The sequence below is a fragment of the Paraburkholderia sp. RL17-368-BIF-A genome (genome assembly GCF_046054045.1).
In the GTDB taxonomy this organism is placed as follows: Bacteria; Pseudomonadota; Gammaproteobacteria; order Burkholderiales; family Burkholderiaceae; genus Paraburkholderia; species Paraburkholderia graminis.
Window position 1 is genome coordinate 622,024 of the sequence record NZ_JARESN010000001.1, and the last position, 23,703, is coordinate 645,726.

Genomic DNA, 23,703 nt, shown 5'->3' on the forward strand with positions numbered 1-23,703 from the left:
CGGAACTGTGCTGGTTCAATACGCGAACACAGCGCCAAAGAACACGCCGCGAGCGCGATCGTCGCCGGAAATTTTCAGCCGGTACTGCACCGATAGATCGACATACGAGCGCGGCGCGTCGTACTGACTGTCGCGGAACCAGTAGCGCGTCGAGATGCCGACCCCAGCGCCGAGCGGAATGCTGTGATCGACGCTCGAATCGTAGTCGGCCCCCACCACCAGATACGGGAACACGGTCCACTTCGGACTATAGCTGTCCATCCGGAACGTGCGGCCCACTTGCACGTTGGTGGTTGCATACACGGAGCCGGCGTTCAGATACGCGCCCGTCTCCGCGTAAATGCGCGTAGTCCACCACGCAGGCACGTCCACGCGACGCTCGGTGCCGAAGCCGCCCGAATATGCGAGCCGCGCGAGCCAGTCCGGATTCACGCGCGAGCCGATCGGAATGATGCGCTCGAAGGCGACGATCGCGTCGATCTGCGTGAACGGTTTGGCGCGCGCGCCGACCGTTGCCTGCAACGTATCGACGCCGCTCGCGCCGCCGTTCTTCACCCCGAAGCTTTCATAGCCGCGCGCATAGACTTCGAACATCCGCTCGCCGAGACTGCCGAACGGCCGCCAGTACGCTTCGACACCGCCTTGCCAGTTGTTCGACGTACCCGGCGTCGGCGACGATGCATAGCCGGGCTGCATGCCCGCGCCGCGATAATTGAGCGACGCGTTAAAGCCCCAGTTGCGCGTGACGTCCGCGTGTGCGCTGCGTATGTCGTTCAGTTGCGCGGGCGTCGAAGTGGACGTTAGCGTCGGCGTCGGCGTGGCGACGCTTTCCGTGTCCGGCGACGGCGCCGCGCTCGCGTCGACGGCCCGCTCGAAGTACCGCGCGGCCTCGCGGTTGCGATGCGCGTGCATCGCGGCATAGCCGGCGTCCGCGGTCGCGCCTGGCGGCAATGCGCCGGCCTTGTCGGCCATCGTAAAGCGCTCGTACGCAACGCGCCCATTGCCCGCGCGTTGCGCGACGTAGGCAGCCGTCATGTCGGGCAGCGCGTCGAGCATGCCGGCGTTCACCATGTAACGCGCTTGGTCGTTTGCCTCGCGCGCGTCGCCCTTGTCGCCGGCCGCTACCAACGCGTTGATCAATTGCACGCGATGCTGCGGATCGTCCGGCGCGGCTTGCACTGCGTCGCGGGCATCGCGCAACGCGCCGGCTTTATCGTTCGCCGCCGATGCCTTCTGCGCTGCGCGCGCCGCGGCAAAGCCCGGATCGGCAGCATAGACATAGCAACTCGAGCCGTATTCATCGAGCAGACATTCGATGATCGGCCGCCGCAGCGGATCGAGCGAACTCGCGACCGGATGGCTCAACGAAGCTCGCGCCCGCGCGCGACGCAGCGCGATCGCGGCATCCGTATCGTCGCTTTTCGTCGGCAACGGCGCGAGCAGATCGAGCGCGCGTTGCGGCTCGGCGGCGGCGATCCATACATCGGCGATGATCGTGCGCGCTACACGCTGGTCCCGCTCGCTTGCGTGGTTGGCCTTCAACGCAAGGGCGAAGTCTGTGTCGGCATCCGACGCACGGCCTTGCGCCGCGAGCGCATAGCCGCGCAACGTGAGCGGCATCAGCGACGCGCCATCGGCCGGAAAATCGGTGATTGCAGCGCTTGCGGCGCCCTCGACCGCCGGCAGATCGTTCGCGGCAAAGAGCGCGTCGATCAACTGCATCCGGTAGCCGAGGCGATCCGGCGCATACGACACCGCATCGCGTGCGAGCAACGCGGCGCGTGCGTCATCGTGCTGCCGGCGCGCTTCATACGAGGCGGCCGCGGACTTCGGCGCGAGCCTGCTGCCGATAAAGCCACGACGCAAGCGCAACTCGTCGTTATCGCCGAAACGCTTCATCGCATCGAGGTCGGCGGCCCATGCATTCGCATCGTCGCCGGCCGCGCTGGACGCGTCGATCAGCAGCAAGTGCAGACGCAGCAGATCGGGACGCAGCGCGAGCGCGTGGTTGGCATACCTGACCGTGGCCGCGAAGTCCTTCGACGCATACGCCTTGTACGCATGCTGAGCGGCGTTCAGCGCCGCGCCGCTCAGCGCATTCGGATCGCCCGCCTGCTGACGGCTGCCGCGTGCGACCGCGCGGGTCGACACACTCAAAGCGTCGATCTGCTTGCGCCGCGAGGTCAACGCGGGGTCGGCGCCGAGTTGCGCGATCGCGTCGCCGAGCGAGCGGCTCGCTTCGCCATAACGACGCTGCGCGGCGAGCGAATTGGCCAGCAATACGCGCAGCGAAACGAGATCGGGCCGCTGGCGAATGGCCTCGCGAGTTCGCGCGACGGCGCCCGCATAATCGCCGCGAGCGTAAGCGGCATAGGCTTCCTGCGCGACACGATAGGCCGCGCCGCTTAGCGGCAGCGCGTTCGGTGCGTTCGGTGCGCTTTGCGCGTTCGGTGCCGAAGCGGCTCCGCTTTGCGCATGCGCATTCGACGCCGCGCCTGATGCACCCACCAGCACCACCGCAGCAATCGCATGCAACACGAATGGCGTCGCACATACGCTGAGCCGACGCTCGCGCACATCGCGCGTTGCCGCAAAAAGTCCCCGAAAACGCAGCGAAACAGCAACCGCGTCCACGCACAGCGCATCTGCGCGCCGCATAAAAATCGAGTCGATCATTGTGTTGCCGCCAACGCGGCCTGCAGGCGGCGCTGTTCCTGGATGACGTTGTCGAGTGCGGCAAGCGAGATCACCTCGCGCGCCACCATATAGTCGCCGATACGGCCGTGGCGGTCCGGACGATAGTGCTGCATCGCGGCTTCGAAAGCCTCGCGGCGCACGTGCCCATGTTCGATCAGCAGATCGCCGATCAACGGCACGCTGCGCACGGGCGTCGCGCCCGCGCCCGCTTCTGCCAAAGCGGCCACATCGACGCCGCGCAGCAAGCGCAAACCCGCCGCAATCTCGCCCTCGCGAACGATTTCCTGAACCATCGGCCCAGCGATCAGCGCGCCCAACTCGGCGAGCACATCGTCGGCGAGCGGACTCGCGCTCAGCAGCTTCGTGCGTCCCTGTGCCGCGTCGATCTGCGGCAGCACGCGATGCCGCACGATCGTCTCGAGCGGCAGACACGCAGCATCGTCGTGAAGCTGGACGGGGTTCAGTCGACCGCGCGGCAGATCCGTCTGAAACGCGATCGCCTCGGCAAGCGTTTCCTCGTCGAGCCAGCCCTTCGCCATCAGCACGCGGCCAAGCGGCGCCTCGCGCGCATGACTCTCGCCGAGCGCCTGCTCGAGCCGGTCGGGATCGATCGCCTGCCACGACAGCAGCAGTTCGCCAAGACGTTGACGGCGATTGTTAAAACCATCCGCCGACGGAAAATCGTGCATGGTCTTGTCCCATGCGAGCCGCTTGCCCGTCATGAGATGCACGATGAACATCTTCCACGCCCGCGCAACGGCCATGAAATTGATGAAGTTGCCGACCACCATGCGCGGCACCGCCAGCACGCCGTGCTCCCAGCCATACAGGCGCGTGACGAAGTAGATGCGCTGCACGACGCGCAACACGAGCGCCACCGCGTTGGCCCACAGCAACGCGCGCAGCCACGGCGAGTCGGCGAACGGCGACGCGATCAGACCAGGCATCAGGCCGAGCAGATCGGCGCCCGCGAACAGCAGGAACTGGATCACGAGCCCATACGCGATCATGCCGACGAACGCTGTGACGATTCCCTTGCGGTCGCGAAACAGCAGATAGCGATTCGCGAGCGAGCCGCTCCAGCCGGTCTGCTTCCACCCTTGCAAGCCGATGCCGAGCGTCCAGCGCGCGCGTTGCCGATAAGCGGTGCGAAACGTATCGGGGAAAAACTCGCGCACACATAAAGGCATCGTTACAGTGATGTCGCGTTCGCGGCCAAAGCCGAACCATGCCTTGCGGCGTGTCGCGAACTGCACGGGAAAGCGCGCGAAGATGGATTGCATGCCCATCTTCGCGAGACGCGCGCCGACGTCGTAGTCTTCGGTGAGACTCTCGGTGTTGAACGGCTGATTGTCGGTCTCGGCGATCAGCGAAAGCAGCGCGCGCCGCGAAAAGCAGGTGCCCACGCCGGCCGACGGCACCGAGCCCACCAGACTCTCGCGCACCACAAGGTCTTTGGCGTGCCACTCGGCGAATTCATCCATATAAGTGCCGGCCACAAGCTCGAACCAGTTGCGTTCGAGCGATGCGACCGGCAACTGGATCATGTCCTTGCGCGGCAACAGGTAATTGAAAAAGCGCAGCTCGACCGGATGCAGCACATCTTCGCTATCGTGCAGCACGACGCCCGCGAATTCGATGTCCGCTTCCTGCTCGTAAGCGAAGATCGCCTGAATCACCCAGTTCAGGCAATCGGCCTTGCACGTCGGCCCGTCATGCGGCACTTCCACGCGGCGCAACTGCTTGTAGCGGCGGCGCATGCGCTCCACTTCGGCGATGGTCTGCGGATCGTTCTGATACGTGCCCACGAACACCACATAGTTGCGGTAATCCATCACGCGCACGAGATCTTCGATCATCGCCGCGACCACGTCGTACTCGTGCCACGCGGGCACCATGATCGCGAGCGGCTGCTCCTCGCGCTGATAGAGCTGCGCGGCGGTCAGCGGCTTATAGGTGCGCTCCACCGTCACGCGGCGGTAGATCATGCGGCTCCAGTACCAGAGATCGATGAAGAGATCGTCGATGCTCGAGAGCACGATCAGGAACGCCACCAGCGCCGCGAAGTATTCCAGGCCGTGGTAGTAGTGAGCGACCGCGTAGCCCGCATACCATTTGATTAGCGCGATGCTCACGGCTTGTTCCGCGAGTTGTCGCGGCTTCTGCGGCGCGCGCCGTTGGCGATCAGCACGAGCAAGATCAGCAAGCCGATCAGCGCGGCGGGCAAGCCCCAGCGCACCCAGCCTCGCATGAACCACGGACCTTCGATGTCGCTCGCGTCGACCACCTGCCCCGGATGACGCGCATCGAACTGGCGCAGCGTGCCGCTGCCGTCGACAATCGCCACGTCGCCGCGCGACAGTTGCAGCGAAGCCGGCAGCACGGCCGGCGCGTCGCCGACGCTCCGGTAGGACACGCCCTGCACGCTGCCCGAACTCACCACCTCGATCACGCCGACGCGGTTCAGACCCGACAGATCCGCGAGCATCTTGCCCGACGAATCGGTGAACGACAGGCGGTCTTTGGCCAGACGCGCGAGGCTCTTTTCATCGGCGAGCGCGACATCCGCAGCGAGAAACGCGCCTTGCGGCTTGACCGCCTCGCCGTCGCGGGCCACGCTGAAAGTTGCACGCGTCGGCGCAATGCCGTTCGCGTTGGCAAGACGCGCGACGCGCGGCAGTGCGCCGGTGGCGTCGCCGAGATAAGCGGCCGGCACGATCACTTCGGCCTGCGATGCAAAGCGCGCCACCATGCCGGTGAAGTCGTCGCTGAGCGTGGCGTCGGCGAGGCGCAAGTGGCTGCTCGCGAGAACCGCGATCGGATGGCCCGGATCGCGTGCACGGCAACCGCCCTCCGGCGGGCGCTGAAATTCGACCCGCAACTGGTTGCGCGGCGCGAGCGCGAAACGCGGCACGTGCGCGGTGATGCGCTGCGGCTTGCCGTTGGCGTTGAGCAGTTGCGAGCCGATCAGCACGTCGTTGAAATAGACCGAAGCGGTCTGCGCGGAATTGTCGACGGTCGGCGCCGCGCTCACGTCGAGCACGACGGCGTCCGGCAGCTTGCCGTCACGCGAGGCCGCGCCGAGATCGAAGCTCGCGTCCCAGCTTGCGCGCCCCTGCACGTCGAGCGTGCGGGGCTCGCCGCCGAGCAGCGACAGCGCAATCTGCTCGCCGCGCGCATCCGGCGCGTTGTCGATCTGATGAACCACGAGGCGGCTCGCGACGTCGATGGAACGCCACGTATGCGCGAGCACCGCGACGCCGTCGTTATCGCCCACCACGATCGCCGCCTGGCCGCCCACGTGCGCGACGCGCACTTCGCCGGCCGCAAGCGGCTTCGCGACCGGATCGATGGCGCGTGCGCGCCAGGCGTCGAACGCATCGGCCGCGGCCGGCGATGCGCCCGCCACCTGTTCGCGCAACGCGTCGAGTGAAGTCTTCAAGCTCGCACGCAGCGTGTCGTCGGCGACGATCACATCGGGCGCGAACGCAGCGCCAGGCGCGACCGCGATCAACGCGCCGGCTTCGGCAGCATTCGCGAGCTTATGCGAGCCGCCCGCGGCGAGCGCGGCGAAAGCGGGAATCGCGCGCAACGGCGCAGGCACGTCGATGCCAGTCAGATCCACCGTATCGCCGGCAGCGGGCCACGCGCGCGTGAGGGGCGCGCGGCCTTCGCGCTGCAGCAGCGCCTCGACTCGCCAGCCCGCGTCGAACGCGGGCGCGGCGACGCTGCGCGCGCCGAGCATCACGACCGGCTTGTGCGGCAACGCGCTCCATGCGCCGCGCAGATCGACGATCGCGCCGGGATCGTAGCGATAGGTCAGGCGCGAGGTCGGCGCGACGCGCCATACGTTGCCGATCGCGGTTTGATCCGTGCAGACGTTGTCGTTGATCACCGACGACCAGTCGAGACCGACGCGCACGAAGCCGCTCGGCCGCGCGGCGCCGTCCACGCCGAGCGTCGCCGAGCCGTCGCCCTGTTCTTGCGTGGGACTGCGCGACAGCACGGGCGAGCCGTCGAGCGAAACCAGCATCGTGACGCGGCCGCCGTTGCCGTGCAGATAGCCGCCGTCGATCTGCAGGCTCGCGTCCGTGAGCGGCACGCCGGCCGGCACCGGCAGATACAGTTCCTGGCGGGCGTCCGGCGCGCGCAGCACGAGCGGATCGCGCATGCCGAGTTCGGCCAGCGATATGCTGCGGCTCGCGAGACGGCCGTGGCCGAGTTGCGCGAAGCTGCCGGCGATGTCGGCGGGCTGCTGTGCATGAGCACTGCACGCGAACAGCAGCAGCCCGGCGAACGCGGTGAGCCGGGGGCTCGGGACGCGGGTTTGGCGGCCATCGCGGGCCTGGATTCGCAGCTTGGTAGTGAGCATCATGTTGTCTTGACTCGGATCGGCCAGCGGCCGGCAAAGCCGGGATTGCCCGGCGTGGGTTGAATCAGCAAGGAGTGACGAGTGAGGCCGCGATCTGCCGTGGGCTGCGCGATTTGCCGGAGTTCGACGGCGCCGCGGAGCATGCCCCGTTGCGCCAGTCGTGCTATCTGCAATATCGGCATCGCAGCGTGTTTGCGGACCGCGCCCTGAAGCCGCGCCGTGCGTAGGCGTGCGCTGCTCCGGTGAAAAACCGCTGCCTGCTCGCGCGCGGCTTTGGCTTTATTTCGGGAACTCGGTCTCGGCGATGCGAGGCGCCGCATTTGCCGGTGAGTTAACCAACGAACTCGCCGGTGAAATGGCCAACGCGTCGGGCGCGAATTCGTCGAACGGACGTCCGGTCAGCGCGGCCACGATGCGCCGCGACGCCTGTCCGTCGCCATACGGATTCATGCGATGTGCGAAACGTTCGCGCTCGGACGGATCGTCGACCAGCGCGCTGACGGCCCGCACGATCGCCGCGCGCTCGGTGCCGACGAGGCGCACGGTGCCGGCCGCGACCGCTTCCGGACGCTCGGTCACGTCGCGCATCACGAGCACCGGCTTGCCGAGCGCCGGCGCTTCTTCCTGCACGCCGCCCGAATCGGTGAGGATCAGCGACGCCCGCTGCATCAGGCGCACGAAGCCGAGGTAGTCGAGCGGATCGATCAGATGAACGTTGCGCCGCGCGCCGAGCGATTCCTGCACGGGGCCGCGCACATTCGGATTCAGGTGAACGGGATAAACGATCTGCACGCTGCCGCCGTCGGCCAGATCGCCGAGCGCCGCGCAGATGTTCGCGAAGCCCGCGCCGAAACTCTCGCGCCGGTGGCCCGTCACGAGCAGCATGGGCCGCGCGCCGTCGATCGACGGCAGGCGCGCGTCGAGCGAAGCGCGCAACGCCGGATCGCTGTCGATGCGCGCCGCGGTCAGATTCAGCGCGTCGATGACAGTGTTGCCGGTGACGACGACGCGCCCCTGCAGCGTTTCCTCCGCGAGCCGTTGCTTCGAACTCGGGGTCGGCGCGAACATCAGATCGCTCATCACGTCGACGATGCGGCGGTTCATTTCCTCCGGCCACGGCTGCGTCAGATCGCGAGTGCGCAGACCCGCTTCGACGTGAGCGATGGGAATGCGGCGGTGAAACGCGGCGAGCGCCGCGGCGGATGCGGTGGTGGTGTCGCCGTGCACGAGCACGCGATCGGGCTGGACGGTGGCGAGGATCTCGTCGAGCGACGCGATCAGACGCGACGCGAGGCCGTTCAAGGTCTGGTTGGCCGTCATGACCGCGAGATTGTGATCCGGCTCGATTGCAAAGAGCTCGAGCACCTGGTCGAGCATATGCTGATGCTGGCCGGTCACGCACACCACGGAGTCGATTCCGGCATCGGCCTCCATCTGTTTGACAAGCGGCGCCATTTTTATGGCTTCCGGCCGCGTGCCGAAAATCGACAAAACTCTAATTGACATAGCCACCCCGGCCTTTATTTGATTTTATGCGTCGCCCCGCGCCCGCCGCGAAATCGGGAAAATGCAACCCACCCGCAGCGTGCGTTTCTTTTTTTGATTCGTTTATCCCGGAGCCGATTTTCCGCGCAGGCTCCTGCGGATTTTGCCGGCCTCCGTTTTCGCCTCAAACTTTTTTAATGATGGCGGCGAAGCACTAGCGGAATCAGTCTAGCGACGCATTCTGGCTTGGCACTCAAGCGCTTGGCAAGGAGGTTCGCGGGATTTTTTTCAGTTGTTTGCAAACGAACGGCTCATTAAAGCCGTAAAAGCATTGGATGTTTAGACTTTTAGCCGTCAAATGTTAAAGCTTAATTAACGTTTTCAGATTTGCGCAGCGCCCTTTTATCCGGCAAAGCATATTTTTCGCGATGAAATTGTTTAATCCAGCGACGTTATTCATGCGCGCAAACGTTGCCGTCAAAGCAAAAGCGCATAGGTGAGTTTTTTCGGTCGGCGACGCATTACAAATTAGTCAGCGTCGCTTTACCTTGCAATTGGATTTCATGCGGCCTGGGCAGCCGGAGCGCGCGTTGTTGCACGGAAGCGACAACTCGAGGCCGCTTGCGCGAGCTTTACCCGTGGGCACACGTATTGCTCGACTTCGCTCGCCGGCAGATCGCTCGCGGCAGGTGCGCCATACCGTCTGCGAGCCGCCGTTTTACGTCAATCCAGCATTTCTATCGGTGGGAGGCCTCATGCTTCGATACGCTGCAATCTTCTTCGTCATCGCAATCATCGCCGCGGTATTCGGCTTTGGCGGCATCGCCGCCGGCGCGACGGAGATCGCCAAGGTGCTGTTCTTCATCTTCGTGGTGATTTTCCTCGTCACCTTGCTGATGGGCGTGATGCGGCGCTGATCGCCGCATCGCTATGTAAGCGGAGGAATACCCGGCCCGGCGCGCGTACCGGCAACCTGTTGCAATAGCTGCCACGGTCTATTGCAATAGTTGCCGCCCGGCCGGGTCTCCCGCAACGCAGCACATCTGTTTTTTGCTCGTCGCGGTGCTGTCCGTCAAAGACAACGTCAAACGCTCGTCATTCCGCCGATTGCACATGCGGTTCGCTTTCCCGCGTGAATGTCCGCGAGCCAAGATGCAGTTCCTCGCATAGAAAGCGCTGCAACGTCTGCACCGCCGCCGCGTGCGCGCCTCCGACGTCACGCATGAACAGGCCGAAATCCGCAACGGGCGCATCGGGCAAGCCATCGGCGTGTCCGATTATCCTCATGGACTCCGAACGAATATTGCCTTCGAGCAATACCGATACACCCAACCCCGCTTCGACCGCCGACTGCACCGCCGGCAAGCTCGTGCTCGTGCAGACGACCCGGCAGCCGATGCCCGCCCGGCGCAGCGCCGTCAACACGTTCTGTTGCCACAGACAGGTTTCGCCGAACGCGACCAGCGGCAACGGGGCGCTAGCCTCGCGCAGATAGCCGCGCGCGCCGACCCAAAACAGCGGCTGCGCCCATGTGAAGAGCGGCGTGCCGGTCACGAGCGCGGGATCGGCGACGACGACGTCGAGGCCGCCATCCGCGAGACGCTTTGACAACGCGGCGCTGCTGTCCACGACGATTTCCAGCGCAACGCGCGGATACGCAATCGAGAAGCGCCGCAACGCGCGCGGCAAACGCCCCACGGCGATGTCCTCGAGCATGCCGAGCCGCACCGTGCCCGAGACTTGCCCGGCGCTCAACGCGCGCCGCGCATCGGCGCTCGCGCCGAGAATTGCGTGCGCATAAGGCAGCAGCAGATGACCGGCCTCGGTAAGCTGCACGCCGCGCGGCGAGCGGTCGAGCAGGCGCTGGCCGAGATCCTCTTCGAGACGGCGCAACTGCATGCTGACGGCAGCCTGCGTGCGCGCAAGGCGGCTCGCCGCCGCGCCCACCGCGCCGGTCTCGGCCACGGTCACGAAGGTGCGAAGCAGACTGCTGTCGAGGTCACGGGTCATCACGATTCTTGAAGCCTGCATAAGAAATATCAACTTATCTTAGTAGCGTGGGAGCCGATAAGATAGGTGGACCTTTCCCATCGACGCGAAGAGGACCCATGCAGGACACGACGATCAAGTGCGCAGCCGACCCGACGCCCAACATGACGAAGCCCACGCGCGCGGCAGCCGGCGCCGCGTTGCTGTGCGTGCTGTCCATGTCGAGCGTGCAATTCGGCGCCGCACTGTCCGAACCGACGATGGCCGTCTACGGTTCGCTCAGCACGACATGGCTGCGTCTCGCCTGGGCCGCGCTCGTGCTCGCGGTGCTGGTGCGCCCGCGCTTTCGCAGCTACTCGCGCGCGCACTGGTTCGCCGCGGGCGCGCTCGGCGCCGCGATGGCCGGCATGACGTTGTGCTTTTTCGCGGCGCTTCAGCGCATTCCGCTTGGACTTGCGGTAGCGATAGATTTCCTCGGCCCGCTGGCGGTCGCGACGTTCGCGGTGCGCCGCGCTCGCGCACTGCTGTGGCCGGCGCTCGCGATCGCGGGCGTCGTGCTGCTCTCGCGCGATGGCGCCGGCTGGGTCGGCGAACCGCTCGGCGTCCTGCTTGCATGCGCCGCGGCCTGCGGCTGGGGCAGCTACATCGTGTTGATGAAAAAGACCGGCAAGCTGTTTGCCGGACTCGAGGGCCTGTCGGTTTCGCTGATCGCGGCGGCGCTCGTCGCCACGCCGTTTGGTCTCGCCGAAAGCGGCATGCACGTCGCAGTTGGCCAACTCGTCGCGACGGCGGGCCTCGCGATACTCGTTCCGCTCTTGCCGTATGCGCTCGAAATGGTGGCGCTGCGTCATATGCCGGCGGGATCGTTCGGCATCCTGATGAGTGTCGAGCCGGCGATCGGCGCGGTGGCCGGCTTCATCGTATTGCATCAGCCGATGGGCGTTTTGCAGATTACCGGGATGGTGCTCGTGGTCGCCGCGAGCGTCGGGGCGGTGACGGCTGGGCGTTAGATGTAGATGGACTTAGGGCTGCGGTTGCGGGGTGGCAACCCCCGCTGCCCCTACACCATGTTCTCCGCTTCGTACAAACGCCGCCCGCCGGCATCCTTCGCGCCGACGATCGGCTCGAAGCCGATCGGCCATTCGATGCCGATATCCGGATCACTCCACAAGATGCAGCGCTCGAGTTCCGGGAACCAGTATTCGGTGGCCTTCCACAGACATTCGGCGACCTCGGAAAGCACGACGAAGCCGTGCGCAAAACCAGGCGGCACCCACACCTGCCGATGATTTTCCGCGCTCAGATAAGCGCCGCACCATTTGCCGAAGTTGGGCGACTTGAGCCGCACGTCGACGACCACGTCGAAGATCTCGCCGACCACGACCTGCATCAGCCGGCCTTGCGGACGCTGCACCTGATAGTGCAATCCGCGCAGCACGCCGTGCACCGCACGCAGATGCCGGTCCTGCACGAACTCGAAGCCGCGCGCGACGTCGTCCATGAACTCGTCAGCGCTGAAGCTCTCGTAACAGAAACCGGATTCGTCGCCAAACACCTCGGGTTCGATAAGTTTCACTTCCGGTAGTGCCGTTGCCAACACCTGGTTGCCCATTGCCACTGTGCCCGTAAGAAGCTGCTCGACAAACACCCGGATGCCGCCGCGCTCGCGCGTGGCGGTTGTAAAACGCGCGTGCCTCAAAGGCGCGCTGATTGATTGTCAGAGCTCGGACGCGGCGAGCCGGCTGCGGGCGCGATATTCGGTGGGCGACAACGCCATGCGCTTGCGGAAGATCTTGGCGAGGCGGTCGCCGTTGCCGGTGCCGCTGCGACGCGCGATCTTGTCGACCGGCAGTTCGGTTTCGGTCAGGAAGTTGCATGCAATGCGCAGCCGCACCTGTAGCAGATAGTCGGACGGTGTGACGTGCATTTCATGCTTGAAGCGGCGCAGGAAATTGCGCTCGCTCATGGCGGCGACCTGCGCGGCGTCGGCGACCGAGACCGGGCGGTCGCAGTTCGCTTCCATCCAGCGCGCCGCCGCGCGAATCTTCTCAGCGACGCTCAGCGTTCCGCCCTCGGACGGCAACGGCACCCAGGTCGCGGCCATGCCGGGCATCACGCGTTCGGCGACGCTGCGCGCGAGTTCGGCGCCCAGATCGCGCTTGATGAACATCAGCGCGCTGCGCGCGCAGTCGTTTCGATCGTTCGCCGCGCTCAGGATGGCGTCCGCGGCGCCGTGGCCATAGCGGTTGATCTGCAGCGCTTCCGGGTCGCCGGGGTTCGCCGCCTCGAGCACGAGCCGCCCTTCCCCGATGGTTTCGATCGCCCGCGTGCGCGCCTGCACCGTGCGCAGCCAGCCAAGCAGCCGCTGGTCGCGGGCCGCCTGATGCGCGCCGTGTCCGCCGGCGATGAAGAGAACGTCGAAGCCGGTTCCAAAACGCGTGTCGATACGGTCGGTCCAGATGCGCGCCGCCGACGAACTCGGCACGCTGCCGCCGTCGAGCGACAGGAACTGCACTTCATACGGCGGCTCTTCGCCGGGCCGCGTGCCGGCCAGTTCGTTGGCGGTCTGGAACATTTCGACGACCGTGCCGGGGCCCAGCAGCCAGAACCCGTCGAACAGCAGCACGCCGATGCGGCGCGCGGCAGTGCGAACGTTGACGGTCGGCGTGTGTAACCAGGTAACCCTCGCGGAATCGACGTGAATGTGGGACATGGTCTTCCTCAAAATGTCTACATGGTTGGACGAGACGCGCGTTGCTCCGACGATATCAGTGAATTGATAATCGCAATTCGACATCGGCAAACGCCGCTTCAGAGATTATCAGCGATGTTAGCCGAATGAACCGCATTAGTAAATTTGAAAACTATCGAAATGATCATCGAATAAAAGTACGACGAAAAATATTCTCATTTGATGCAAGTAATAAGTGACAATGCATTCACATGCAGCGGAAAAACATACCGTCCGCGCCGGCGGCGGGCCCGCGCAGCCGCACACGCCGTGCGTCTCCGCGCCGCGCTGTGGTAACGTGTCGATTCAGCGCGCATCAGCCGCTTCAGGCCGCATTCGGGCGATGACGAAAAATGTTTCAAAGCTGAACACACGGGCCGCCGACGTTGGCCCTTTTAATTGCATCGGTAATTCGCGAGTCTCGAATCAGCGCCATTTCTATTGGCAATTAGGCGCGCGGCATTCCACTCGTGGAATTAACGCGTTAATATGCGGCGCTTCGACGCATCAAAAAATGTTTCACTTTTGAAACATCAATTTTGATTCGTCGGATTAATAACGCGCAAAGTCCTTCATTTCGCTTTCTGGATTCGTCGGAGTTAATGCCCGGTCGGCGGAGCGGTTCGGGACGCAATTAGGGACAGAGACAGGCGGCAACAGTCCCGCGTCTCTGCATCGAGACGCGGGGCTGTTGTGTAGCAGGAAACGGCGCGCTAGCCGTTCGTGCCTTCGCCCGGTTCGCGCACAGCACCGACGCCTGCGCCGCTGCCGGCGCCTGCGTTGGCTACGCGCTCGAGCACCGGCCTTAGAGCGGCCCCGGTGTGACTTTTGCGGACCTGCACGATGCCCTCGGGGTCGGTGGCCGCGACGATCGCGCCGCCGCCCACGCCGCCCTCCGGACCCAGGTCGATGATCCAGTCCGCCTCGGCGATCACATCCAGATCGTGTTCGATGACGACCACGCTATGCCCGCCGTCCGCGAGACGATGCAGCACGCGAATCAGCTTCGCGACGTCGGCCATATGCAGGCCGACAGTCGGCTCGTCCAGCACGTACAACGTATGCGGCGGCTTCTGACCGCGCCGCGTCACGTCGTCGCGCACCTTGCTCAACTCGGTGACGAGCTTGATCCGCTGCGCCTCGCCGCCCGATAACGTCGGCGACGGCTGACCGAGCGTGAGATAACCGAGCCCCACGTCTTTCATCAACTGCAAGGGGTGCGCGATGTTCGAGATCGGCGCGAAGAACTCGACTGCCTCGTCGATTTCCATGGTCAGGACGTCGCCGATATTCTTGCCGCGCCACGTCACCGCCAGCGTTTCCGGATTGAAGCGCTGCCCGTGGCACACGTCGCACGGCACCTTGACGTCCGGCAGGAAACTCATGCCGATGGTGCGCACGCCCTGCCCTTCGCAAGCGGGGCAACGGCCTTCGCCCGTATTGAACGAGAAGCGCGACGCGGTGTAGCCGCGCGCCCGCGCTTCGAGCGTACCGGCGAACAGCTTGCGGATTGCGTCCCACACGCCGATATACGTGGCGGGACACGAGCGCGGCGTCTTGCCGATCGGCGTCTGATCGACCTCCAGCACACGGTCGATGCTCTCCCAACCCGTGATCGAATCGCAGCCCTGCCACGCATGCGTGACGTTCAGCGGCGCACGCGGCGCGCTGCGCGCGAGTACGCTCGACCGGCGCGCGGCCTGCTGATTCGCGGCCTGCTTGTCCTGCGCCGCGGCGCGCGCCCGCCGCGTAGCCGGTGACGACAACACCGAACGCCCAACCGCGTCGAGCAGGTTGGCCATCAGCACGTCGCGCGCGAGCGTGGACTTGCCCGAACCGCTGACGCCCGTCACCGCGACGAGCCGCGACAGCGGAATATGCACCGTCACGTTGCGCAGATTGTGCAGCTTGCCGCCGTGCACGGTCAGCCAGTTCTCCGGCACCGCCGCCGCGCGCTTGCCCGGCGCGACGACCTTCCGGCGCGGCTGCAACGGATGCACGATAGGCGAGGCCAGGAACTGGCCGGTCAGCGATTCGGGCTGCGCCGACAGATCGGCCACACTGCCCTGGGCGATCAGCGTGCCGCCGCGCTTGCCGGCGCCGGGACCAATATCGATGATGTGATCGGCCCGCCGGATCGTATCTTCGTCGTGCTCGACGACCACGAGCGTATTGCCCTTGTCGCCGAGCTTGCGCAGCGCGTTCAGCAGTATCTGGTTGTCGCGCGGATGCAGGCCGATGGTCGGCTCGTCCAGCACATAGCAGACGCCTTGCAGATTGCTGCCCAACTGCGCGGCAAGCCGGATGCGCTGCGCCTCGCCGCCCGACAGGCTCGGCGCCGCGCGGTCGAGGCTCAGATAACCGAGCCCGACTTCTTCGAGAAACTGCAAGCGGCTGCCGATTTCGCTGACCACGTCGCGCGCAATCTCCGCATCGCGCCCGGTCATGCGCAGACCGTCGATCCACGCACGCGTGTCCGACACGGTCCACTGCGCGACGTCGGTGATCGCATGCGCGTCGAACGTGACCGCGCGCGCGGTGAGATTAAGCCGCGTGCCCGCGCAATCCGGACACGGTTCGTCGACGAGCCCCTCCGGTTCCTGCTCTTCCGACGGCAAGCTCTGTTCGCGGCCGCGATTGTCGTCGACGACGATCGTGTCGTCATACGCGGCGCGTTGCTCGCGCGTGAGCGCGAGGCCGGTGCCGACGCAGGTCGTGCACCAGCCGTGCTTGCTGTTATACGAGAACATGCGCGGGTCGAGCTCCGGATAGCTCGTGCCGCACACCGGACACGCGCGCTTGGTGGACAGCACTTTCACGGCGCCGAGTTTCGCGGTGGGCAGCCCGCCGTTCATCGCGTGGTCCAAGCCGTCGAGCGGCGCAAGCAGATGCATCACGCCCTTGCCGATTTCGAGCGTCTGGTCGAGCGCGTGACGCAGTTGCGCTTCGTCGTCCGCCGATACCACCAGGTCGGCGACCGGCAACTCAATGGTGTGTTCGCGGAAGCGGTCGAGCTTCGGCCACGGGTCGACCGGCACGAATTCGCCGTCCACCCGCAGATGCGTATTGCCGCGCGCCTTGGCCCACTTCGCCAGATCGGTGTACACGCCCTTGCGGTTCACCACCAGCGGCGCGAGGAAGCCGACGTGTTGCCCCTTATGGTCGCGCAGCAACTGCGCCGCGATCGACTCGACGCTCTGCGACGTAACCGGTGTGCCGTCGTGAATGCAATGCTGCAAGCCGAGCTTCACATAGAGCAGACGCAGGAAGTGCCAAACTTCGGACGTGGTCGCGACGGTACTCTTGCGACCGCCGCGCGACAGGCGCTGCTCGATCGCGACGGTCGGCGGAATGCCGTACACGGCGTCGACCTCGGGGCGCCCCGCCGGCTGAACGATGGAGCGTGCATACGCATTCAGCGATTCGAGATAACGGCGCTGGCCTTCGTGAAAAAGAATGTCGAACGCGAGCGTCGACTTGCCCGAACCGGACACGCCAGTGATCACATTGAACTTGCCGTGCGGAATGTCGACGTCCAGCGCCTTCAGGTTGTGCTCGCGCGCGTTGACGATGCGCACCACGTCCTCGCCTTCGATCGCACGCCGCGCGCGCGCCGCGCTCAGCGCCTTCTGCAACGGGATGCCCTGCGAGGCCGCGTCTGCAGGTTCTGCCGCCGCGTTCATTGCGCGGTCGTACTGCAGCAGCGCCACACCGGTATGCGATTCGGCACAGCGCTTGACGTCCTCAGGCGTGCCCGCGCACAGCACGCGGCCGCCGCCGTCGCCGCCTTCGGGACCGAGGTCGATGATCCAGTCGGCCGCGCGGATCACGTCGAGGTTATGCTCGATCACGATCAGCGAATGGCCGCTTGCGAGCAGCTTGCCGAACGCCTGCATCAGCTTGGCGATGTCGTCGAAATGCAGGCCCGTGGTGGGTTCGTCGAACATGAAGAGCCGTTTGGCGACGGCCTGCTTCGCGCTGCGCGCACTGCGCGCCTGGGCCGATTCGGCGAGAAAGCCGGCGAGCTTGAGCCGCTGCGCTTCGCCGCCCGACAACGTTGGCACCGGCTGACCGAGCTTCACATATTCGAGGCCGACGTCGACAATGGGCTGCAGCACGCGCAACACTTCGGCGTCGTTCGCGAAGTACGCGGCGGCTTCGCTGACGGTCAACTCCAGCACGTCGGCAATACTCAAAGCGCGCGCCGGTTCGCCGCGCTCGATCTTCACCTCGAGCAGTTCCGCGCGGTAACGGCGCCCGTCACAGTCGGGACAGCGCAGGTACACGTCGCTCAAAAACTGCATTTCGATGTGCTCGAAACCCGAACCGCCGCAAGTCGGGCAACGTCCGTCGCCGGAATTGAAGCTGAACATGCCCGGCCCGTAGGCGCGTTGTTGCGCGAGCGGCGCCTTCGCAAACAGCTTGCGGATTTCGTCGAACGCGCCGACGTAGCTGGCCGGATTCGAGCGCGCGGTCTTGCCGATCGGCGACTGGTCGACGAACACCACGTCGGTAACCTGATCCGCGCCGGTCAGGTTGCGGAATGCGCCCGGCGATTCGGTGGCGAGGCCGAAATGCCGCGCCATGGCCGGGTACAGCACGTCTTGCAACAGCGTCGACTTGCCCGAGCCCGACACGCCCGTCACGCAGACGAGCCGCTGCAACGGAATTTCCACCGTAACGTCGCGCAGATTGTGCTCGGTCGCGCCTTCCAGCACGATGCTCGGCGTGCTCGCGTCCACAGGGCGCTGCGACCAGTGCGCCGCGTCCGCGACGTGCCGGCGCCCGCCGAGATACTCGCCGGTCAGCGTGCCCGACGAACGGATCAACTCGGGCGCGCCGTCGAAAATGATCGAGCCGCCACGCTCGCCCGGCCCCGGCCCCATGTCGATCAGCCGGTCCGCCGCAAGCATCACCGACGGGTCGTGTTCCACCACCACGAGCGTATTGCCCGCGTCCCGCAGACGATGCATGGCCTCCACGATCCGGTTCAGATCGCGCGGATGCAGACCGATACTCGGTTCGTCCAGCACGAACAGCGTTTTCGTGAGCGATGTGCCGAGCGCCGTGGTCAGATTGATCCGCTGCACTTCGCCGCCCGACAACGTGCGGCTTTGCCGGTCGAGCGTCAGATAGCCGAGCCCGACGTCGCACAGATATTTGAGGCGCGTGCGCACTTCGGCGAGCAGCAGCTTGAGCGCGTCGTCGAGCAGCGCGCTCGGCAAACTGATTTCGTCGAAGAAGCGGCGGATGCGCTCGATCGGCATCAGCATCAGGTCGTGCACGGTGAGGCCCGGCAGCGCCTCGAGCTGCGCGCGCTTCCATTCGACGCCGCGCGGCATGAAGCGCTGCGCGGGCGCCAGCACCTGGTCCGCATTAGCCTTGCTGCCGAGACGCCACAGCAGCGACTCGGTTTTCAGACGCGCGCCGCCGCAGGTTTCGCACGGCGTGTAGCTGCGGTACTTCGACAGCAGCACGCGAATGTGCATCTTGTACGCTTTCGATTCGAGATATTCGAAGAAGCGTTTGACGCCGTACCACTGGCTTTGCCACTTGCCGTTCCAGTCCGGCGAACCGTTGATGACCCAGTCGCGCTCCGCGTCCGTCAGTTCGCCCCACGGCGTGCCGCGGCGGATGTCGGCCTTCGCCGCGTAGCGCATCAGATCGTCCTGACACTCCTTCCACGCGGGCGTTTGCATCGGCTTGATCGCGCCGTCGCGCAGCGTTTTGCGCGCGTCCGGGATCACGAGGCCGAGGTCGACGCCGATCACGCGGCCAAAGCCGCGGCAGACGTCGCACGCGCCGTAGGCCGAGTTGAACGAAAACAGCGCCGGCTGCGGATCGGCATAGCGCAGGTCGCTTTCCGGGCTATGCAGCCCCGTTGAGAAGCGCCAGATTTCCGGCTCGGCCGGCTGCGCCTCGGGCGCGAGCGGCGCGTCTGAAGCCGGCGGCAACACGTAGATATTGACGCGCCCGCCGCCGCGCTTGAGCGACGCCTCGATCGCCTCGACCACCCGTTGCTTGTCGGCCTGCGCCACGCGGAAGCGGTCGGCGACCACATCGAGCAGCTTGCGCTTGCCGGTGGGCGAATCGACCTCGCGCTGTGCCTGCACGCGCGTATAGCCGCTTGCCGACAGCCATTGCTCGACCTCCTGCTCGGAAGCCGACTCCGGCAACTCGACCGGAAACGTGACGACGAGCCGCGGATCGCTGCCGGCCGTGCGTTCGAGCAATTCCGCGTAAATGGTCTCCGGCGTGTCGTGACGCACCTGGCGCGCCGTCTTGCGGTCGAACAGCTCGGCCGCGCGCGCGTACAACAGCTTCAGGTGGTCGTTCAGCTCCGTCATGGTGCCGACGGTGGAGCGCGAACTGCGCACCGGATTGGTCTGGTCGATCGCGATGGCGGGCGGCACGCCGTCCACCCGGTCGACCTGCGGCCGGTCCATGCGGTCGAGGAACTGCCGCGCATAAGCGCTAAACGTTTCGACGTAGCGCCGCTGCCCTTCCGCGTAAAGCGTGTCGAACACGAGGCTCGACTTGCCGGAACCGGACGGCCCGGTGACGACCGTCATTTCGCCGGTTTTGACGTCGAGATCGACGTTCTTCAGGTTGTGCTGGCGCGCGCCGCGAATCTTGATAATGCCGTTGGATGACAATTTTTCGACCGTCTGAATGAGTGGACCACCTCTCACGGACGCCTCGCGACCGCGCAAGTTCGGTGCAAACGGAGCGGCGGCGTTCGCGCCGCGGCTCGCGTGCAGTTGGACACTATACTGTATATCTATACAGTTTTCCACGAGCCGCGCATGCGCGTTTGCGTAGGCGCACGGGCCGCGAACTACGCCGCTTACGCGGTGGCCGCCGTCTCGAAGATGTCGCGCAACCACTGCGCGAACACGCGCACCCGCGACGACAGTTGCCGGTTCTGCGGATACAGCACCGACACCGGCAGCGGCGGCGGCGGGAAGCCGGCGAGGATGATCTTCAGGCGCCCCGCCGCGAGTTCGTCGCGCACGCGGTAGCGCGGCACCTGCACGATCCCGAGCCCGGCGAGCGCCGAGCCCGTGTAGAGTTCGACGCCCGTCACCGACACCGCGCCCGGCAGCAGCATCGGCGTATTGCGTCCTTCGATGCTGAATTCCAGCGGCACCGGCTTGCCGGTCGCGCTCGACACGTAGTTGACGGCGCGGTGCGCGGCGAGCGCCGACGGGTCCGCGGGCTCGCCGTATTTTTCCAGATAGGCCGGGCTCGCTACCGTGACTTGCGGCAGTTGCGCGACGCGCCGTCCGACCATCGACGAATCCTGCAGGTTGCCCGCGCGCAGCACGCAGTCGACGCCCTCGCGCACCAGATCGACCAGCCGGTCGTCTTCGCCGATCGTCAGTTCGATGTCCGGGTAGCGCGTCAGAAACGCCGGCAAGGACGGCACGACGAAGTGGCGCGCGAGCGTGCCTTGCAGGTTCACGCGCAGCAGGCCCTTCGGCGCGAGGTTCGAGAACGAGCCTTCGGCGTCCTCCAGATCGGCGATCAGCCGCACGCAGCGGCCGTAGTACGCCTGGCCGTCCGGCGTCAGACGAACCGTGCGCGTGGTGCGCTCGAGCAGCCGCGCGCCGAGCCGCTCCTCCATCCGCTTGACGAGATTGGTGACGGTGGCACGCGGTATCTGCAGGTCGTCGGACGCGCGCGTGAAGCTCTGCCGCTCGGCCACCCGCACGAAAACGCGCATTTCCTCGAAACGGTCCATGTTTGGTGTGCCCTTTGGTTCGTTTTGTTAAAGCAAGTGGAATGATGATGGTGAGGCCGGCCCGATTATCTCAGAACAGAAAGCGTTCATCATTCACTCACCGATCCCCTACCGACAAGGAAACGCATCATGAACACGACAACAAACGCCCAGATCGCCATCGTGACCGGCGCCTCGCGCGGCATCGGCGCGGCCATCGCACGCCGTCTGTCGAACGACGGTTTCGCCGTCGTCGTCAATTACGCCGCAAGCTCGAACGAAGCCGAAGCGCTCGTCGCCGAACTGATTGCGGCGGGCGGCCGGGCGATCGCGGTCAAGGCGGACGTGTCGAAAGCCGGCGACGTGCGCCGCATGTTTGAGACAGCCGAGCAGCAACTGGGAAAGGTTGACGTGCTGGTCAACAACGCGGGCGTGATCCAGCCGACGCCGCTTGCCGACACCAGTGACGAGTTGTACGACCGCACGTTCGACATCAACGTGCGCGGCACTTTCAACACGCTGCGCGAAGCGGCGGGCCGCATGAACGACGGCGGGCGCATCGTCAACTTTTCGAGCACGACCGTCGCGCTGAACATGCCGGGTTACGCGATTTACAGCGCGACGAAGGCGGCGGTCGAAACGTTCACGCACGTTTTCGCGAAGGAACTGCGCGGGCGCAACATCACCGTGAACGCGGTCGCGCCGGGACCGGTCGCGACGTCGCTCTTTTTCGACGGCAAGACCCAGGAGCAGATCCAGCACTTCGCGAAGATGCCGCCGCTCGAGCGCCTCGGGCAACCGGAGGATATTGCTTCGGTGGTGGCGTTCCTCGCGAGTTCGCAGGCCGGCTGGGTCAACGGCCAGGTATTGCGCGCGAACGGCGGGCTGGCTTGAGGATTGGGCATTGAGGGTTGAGGCCCGCGTTGGTTTCGGGCGCTGCGGAAGCGGCACCGGCAACCAACGCACCTAAAAAGCGCCCCGACTCGCCCGCTTAAACCGCTTTCGGATTGCGCTCGGCGAATCCTTCCTGATGCCAGTACGGATAAGCAGGCCGCACCGCGCTCGCCGCATCGAGCCGCGCGACCTGCTCGGGCGTCAGATTCCAGCCGACCGCGCCCAGGTTCTGCCGCAACTGCTCTTCATTGCGAGCGCCGATCAGCACCGTCGACACCGTCGGGCGCTGCAACAGCCAGTTCAATGCAATCTGCGGGACGGTCTTGCCGGTTTCGACGGCGATCTCGTCGATTGCGTCGAGCACGCGGAACAGGTAGTCCTCCGGCACCGGCGGGCCCATGTCGGCGGTCTTGTGCAAGCGGCTTTGCTGCGGCAGCGGCTGGCCGCGCTTGATCTTGCCCGTCAGACGCCCCCAGCCGAGCGGGCTCCACACCACCGCGCCCACGCCCTGATCGATGCCGAGCGGCATCAGCTCCCACTCGTAATCGCGGCCGACGAGCGAGTAATACGTCTGGTTCGCGACGTAGCGCGGATAGCCGTAGCGGTCGGCGGTATCGAGCGACTTCATCAGATGCCAGCCGGAAAAGTTCGACACGCCCGTGTAGCGGATCTTGCCCGCGCGCACCAGGTCGTCGAGCGTGGACAGCACTTCGGCGACCGGCGTCCGCGCGTCGAAACCGTGCAACTGAAAGAGGTCGATGTAGTCGGTTTGCAGGCGCTTGAGCGCCGCGTCGACCGCCTGAATCAGGTGAAAGCGCGACGAGCCCACGTTGTTCGGGCCGTCGTCGAAACGGAACGTCGCCTTGGTCGAGAGGATCGCCTTGTCGCGCTTGCCCTTGAGCGCTTCGCCGAGCACCGACTCGGATGCGCCGCGCGAATAGATGTCCGCGGTGTCGAACATCGTGACGCCCGCATCGAAACAGATGTCGATCAGACGGCGCGCTTCGGCGACGTCGGTCGCGCCCCACGCCTCAAAAAATTCGCCCTTGCCGCCGAACGTGCCCGTGCCGAAACTCAGCACCGGCACCTTGAAACCGGACGCACCCAGATGTCTGTATTCCATTGATGAATCTCCGTGGCATAGCCGTCGTTTGAACGGAGGTTCAGTTTACGCCGGTCGGCGCGGACGCGTCGCCGGCGTCGCCCGCCTCCGCAAACTCAGTGCGCTGCTGCCGGCAGATGCTTGCGTTGCGCCAGTTCCTGCGCCATCGCGTAATGCTCCTGCAGAACAGGCAACGCCTTCTTCGCCGCATCCTTCAACTGCGGATCGCGGCCCGAGGCGATTTCCGCCTGGAACGCCGACAGCGCCTTCTGCTCGCCGGCCAGCGCGACCTGCTCGATATAGGTCTTGTCGAACTCGGCGCCGCGCAGGTTGTTGATGCTCGCGAGCACCGCCGTGTCGGGGTCGTTCTTCGGCACGTCGACGCCGCGCGGGCTGGCCGCGCGCAGTGCGTCGGTGATCTTGGCGTTATCGGCCGAGACGCGCTCGGCGAATGCCTTCACGTCGCGGTCGGTCGAGCGCGACGTCGCGATGCGCGCCGCATCGCGTTGCGTGGCGACGGCCTGCGTGCCCTCGGCGATGAACGTCTGGTCGGCGGCATGCAGACGGCCCGCGTCCGGCGCGGCGGCGGGCGCGGTCTGGGCGTTGGCCGTCGTGGCGGAAGCGGCGAGCATCAGCAGACTGGCCATGCAGGCGCTCGTGATGGTGGCGAGAGGCAAGCGGGTCATACGTTCTCCTTGGATTGGAAGCGA

General features: G+C 65.6%; 14 protein-coding genes. 3 read left to right on the forward strand and 11 right to left on the reverse strand.

Going from position 1 to position 23,703, the window contains the following annotated elements; genetic code table 11:
* Positions 1 to 15: 15 nt before the first annotated feature.
* The 4 genes from P0D87_RS02715 to wecB form a co-directional block, all read right to left on the reverse strand.
* On the reverse strand, positions 16 to 2,676 hold the full coding sequence (locus P0D87_RS02715) for an NfrA family protein (RefSeq protein WP_053857862.1): 2,661 nt from the start codon (positions 2,674 to 2,676) through the stop codon (positions 16 to 18).
* A complete protein-coding gene (locus P0D87_RS02720; protein WP_053857861.1) occupies positions 2,673 to 4,832 on the reverse strand; it encodes a glycosyl transferase family protein in 2,160 nt (719 codons plus the stop codon). The genes P0D87_RS02715 and P0D87_RS02720 overlap by 4 nt, the downstream gene beginning before the upstream one ends.
* Positions 4,829 to 7,072, reverse strand: a complete 2,244-nt coding sequence (locus P0D87_RS02725) for a cellulose biosynthesis cyclic di-GMP-binding regulatory protein BcsB (protein ID WP_053857860.1) — start codon at positions 7,070 to 7,072, stop codon at positions 4,829 to 4,831. Before P0D87_RS02725 ends, P0D87_RS02720 begins: the two co-directional genes overlap by 4 nt.
* 276 nt (positions 7,073 to 7,348) lie before the next feature.
* The gene (gene wecB / locus P0D87_RS02730; protein ID WP_171799822.1) at positions 7,349 to 8,575 is read right to left on the reverse strand and encodes a non-hydrolyzing UDP-N-acetylglucosamine 2-epimerase; all 1,227 of its coding nucleotides are present in this window, start codon (positions 8,573 to 8,575) and stop codon (positions 7,349 to 7,351) included.
* 734 nt (positions 8,576 to 9,309) lie between these two features.
* On the opposite strand from wecB, the gene P0D87_RS02735 reads away from it, so the two are divergent.
* Positions 9,310 to 9,471, forward strand: a complete 162-nt coding sequence (locus tag P0D87_RS02735) for a DUF1328 domain-containing protein (RefSeq protein ID WP_006051149.1) — start codon at positions 9,310 to 9,312, stop codon at positions 9,469 to 9,471.
* A 178-nt stretch (positions 9,472 to 9,649) separates the two neighbouring features.
* Here the strand turns inward: P0D87_RS02735 and P0D87_RS02740 are convergent, their stop codons facing one another.
* Positions 9,650 to 10,564 (reverse strand): LysR substrate-binding domain-containing protein, encoded by a 915-nt coding sequence (locus P0D87_RS02740; RefSeq protein WP_053858997.1) that lies wholly within the window; start codon positions 10,562 to 10,564, stop codon positions 9,650 to 9,652.
* A gap of 98 nt (positions 10,565 to 10,662) precedes the next feature.
* Between P0D87_RS02740 and P0D87_RS02745 the strand changes: the two genes are divergently transcribed.
* Entirely contained in the window at positions 10,663 to 11,553 is an 891-nt protein-coding gene (locus P0D87_RS02745) for an EamA family transporter (RefSeq protein ID WP_053857858.1), read from the forward strand.
* 50 nt (positions 11,554 to 11,603) lie between these two features.
* Here P0D87_RS02745 and rfbC read toward each other — a convergent pair whose 3' ends face one another.
* The 4 genes from rfbC to P0D87_RS02765 all read right to left on the reverse strand — a co-directional run bounded on the left by rfbC (position 11,604) and on the right by P0D87_RS02765 (position 21,018).
* Positions 11,604 to 12,155, reverse strand: coding sequence for a dTDP-4-dehydrorhamnose 3,5-epimerase (rfbC, locus tag P0D87_RS02750; RefSeq protein ID WP_006051152.1), 552 nt, complete (start codon positions 12,153 to 12,155; stop codon positions 11,604 to 11,606).
* A gap of 105 nt (positions 12,156 to 12,260) precedes the next feature.
* Positions 12,261 to 13,256 (reverse strand): GlxA family transcriptional regulator, encoded by a 996-nt coding sequence (locus P0D87_RS02755; RefSeq protein ID WP_006051153.1) that lies wholly within the window; start codon positions 13,254 to 13,256, stop codon positions 12,261 to 12,263.
* A gap of 731 nt (positions 13,257 to 13,987) precedes the next feature.
* Complete coding sequence (gene uvrA / locus P0D87_RS02760; protein WP_053858996.1) at positions 13,988 to 19,930, reverse strand: excinuclease ABC subunit UvrA; 5,943 nt, start codon at positions 19,928 to 19,930, stop codon at positions 13,988 to 13,990.
* Positions 19,931 to 20,121: 191 nt separating this feature from the next.
* Positions 20,122 to 21,018 carry a LysR family transcriptional regulator gene (locus tag P0D87_RS02765; protein WP_053857857.1) on the reverse strand — a complete coding sequence of 299 codons (897 nt, stop codon included), beginning with the start codon at positions 21,016 to 21,018 and terminating at the stop codon, positions 20,122 to 20,124.
* A 129-nt stretch (positions 21,019 to 21,147) separates the two neighbouring features.
* Between P0D87_RS02765 and P0D87_RS02770 the strand changes: the two genes are divergently transcribed.
* Positions 21,148 to 21,891 carry an SDR family oxidoreductase gene (locus P0D87_RS02770; RefSeq protein WP_053857856.1) on the forward strand — a complete coding sequence of 248 codons (744 nt, stop codon included), beginning with the start codon at positions 21,148 to 21,150 and terminating at the stop codon, positions 21,889 to 21,891.
* 97 nt (positions 21,892 to 21,988) lie between these two features.
* Here P0D87_RS02770 and P0D87_RS02775 read toward each other — a convergent pair whose 3' ends face one another.
* Together P0D87_RS02775 and P0D87_RS02780 are read right to left on the reverse strand one after the other, a co-directional pair.
* Complete coding sequence (locus P0D87_RS02775) at positions 21,989 to 23,014, reverse strand: aldo/keto reductase (protein WP_006051157.1); 1,026 nt, start codon at positions 23,012 to 23,014, stop codon at positions 21,989 to 21,991.
* A 95-nt stretch (positions 23,015 to 23,109) separates the two neighbouring features.
* Entirely contained in the window at positions 23,110 to 23,679 is a 570-nt protein-coding gene (locus P0D87_RS02780) for a DUF4142 domain-containing protein (protein ID WP_053857855.1), read from the reverse strand.
* Between the last annotated feature and the right edge of the window lie 24 nt (positions 23,680 to 23,703).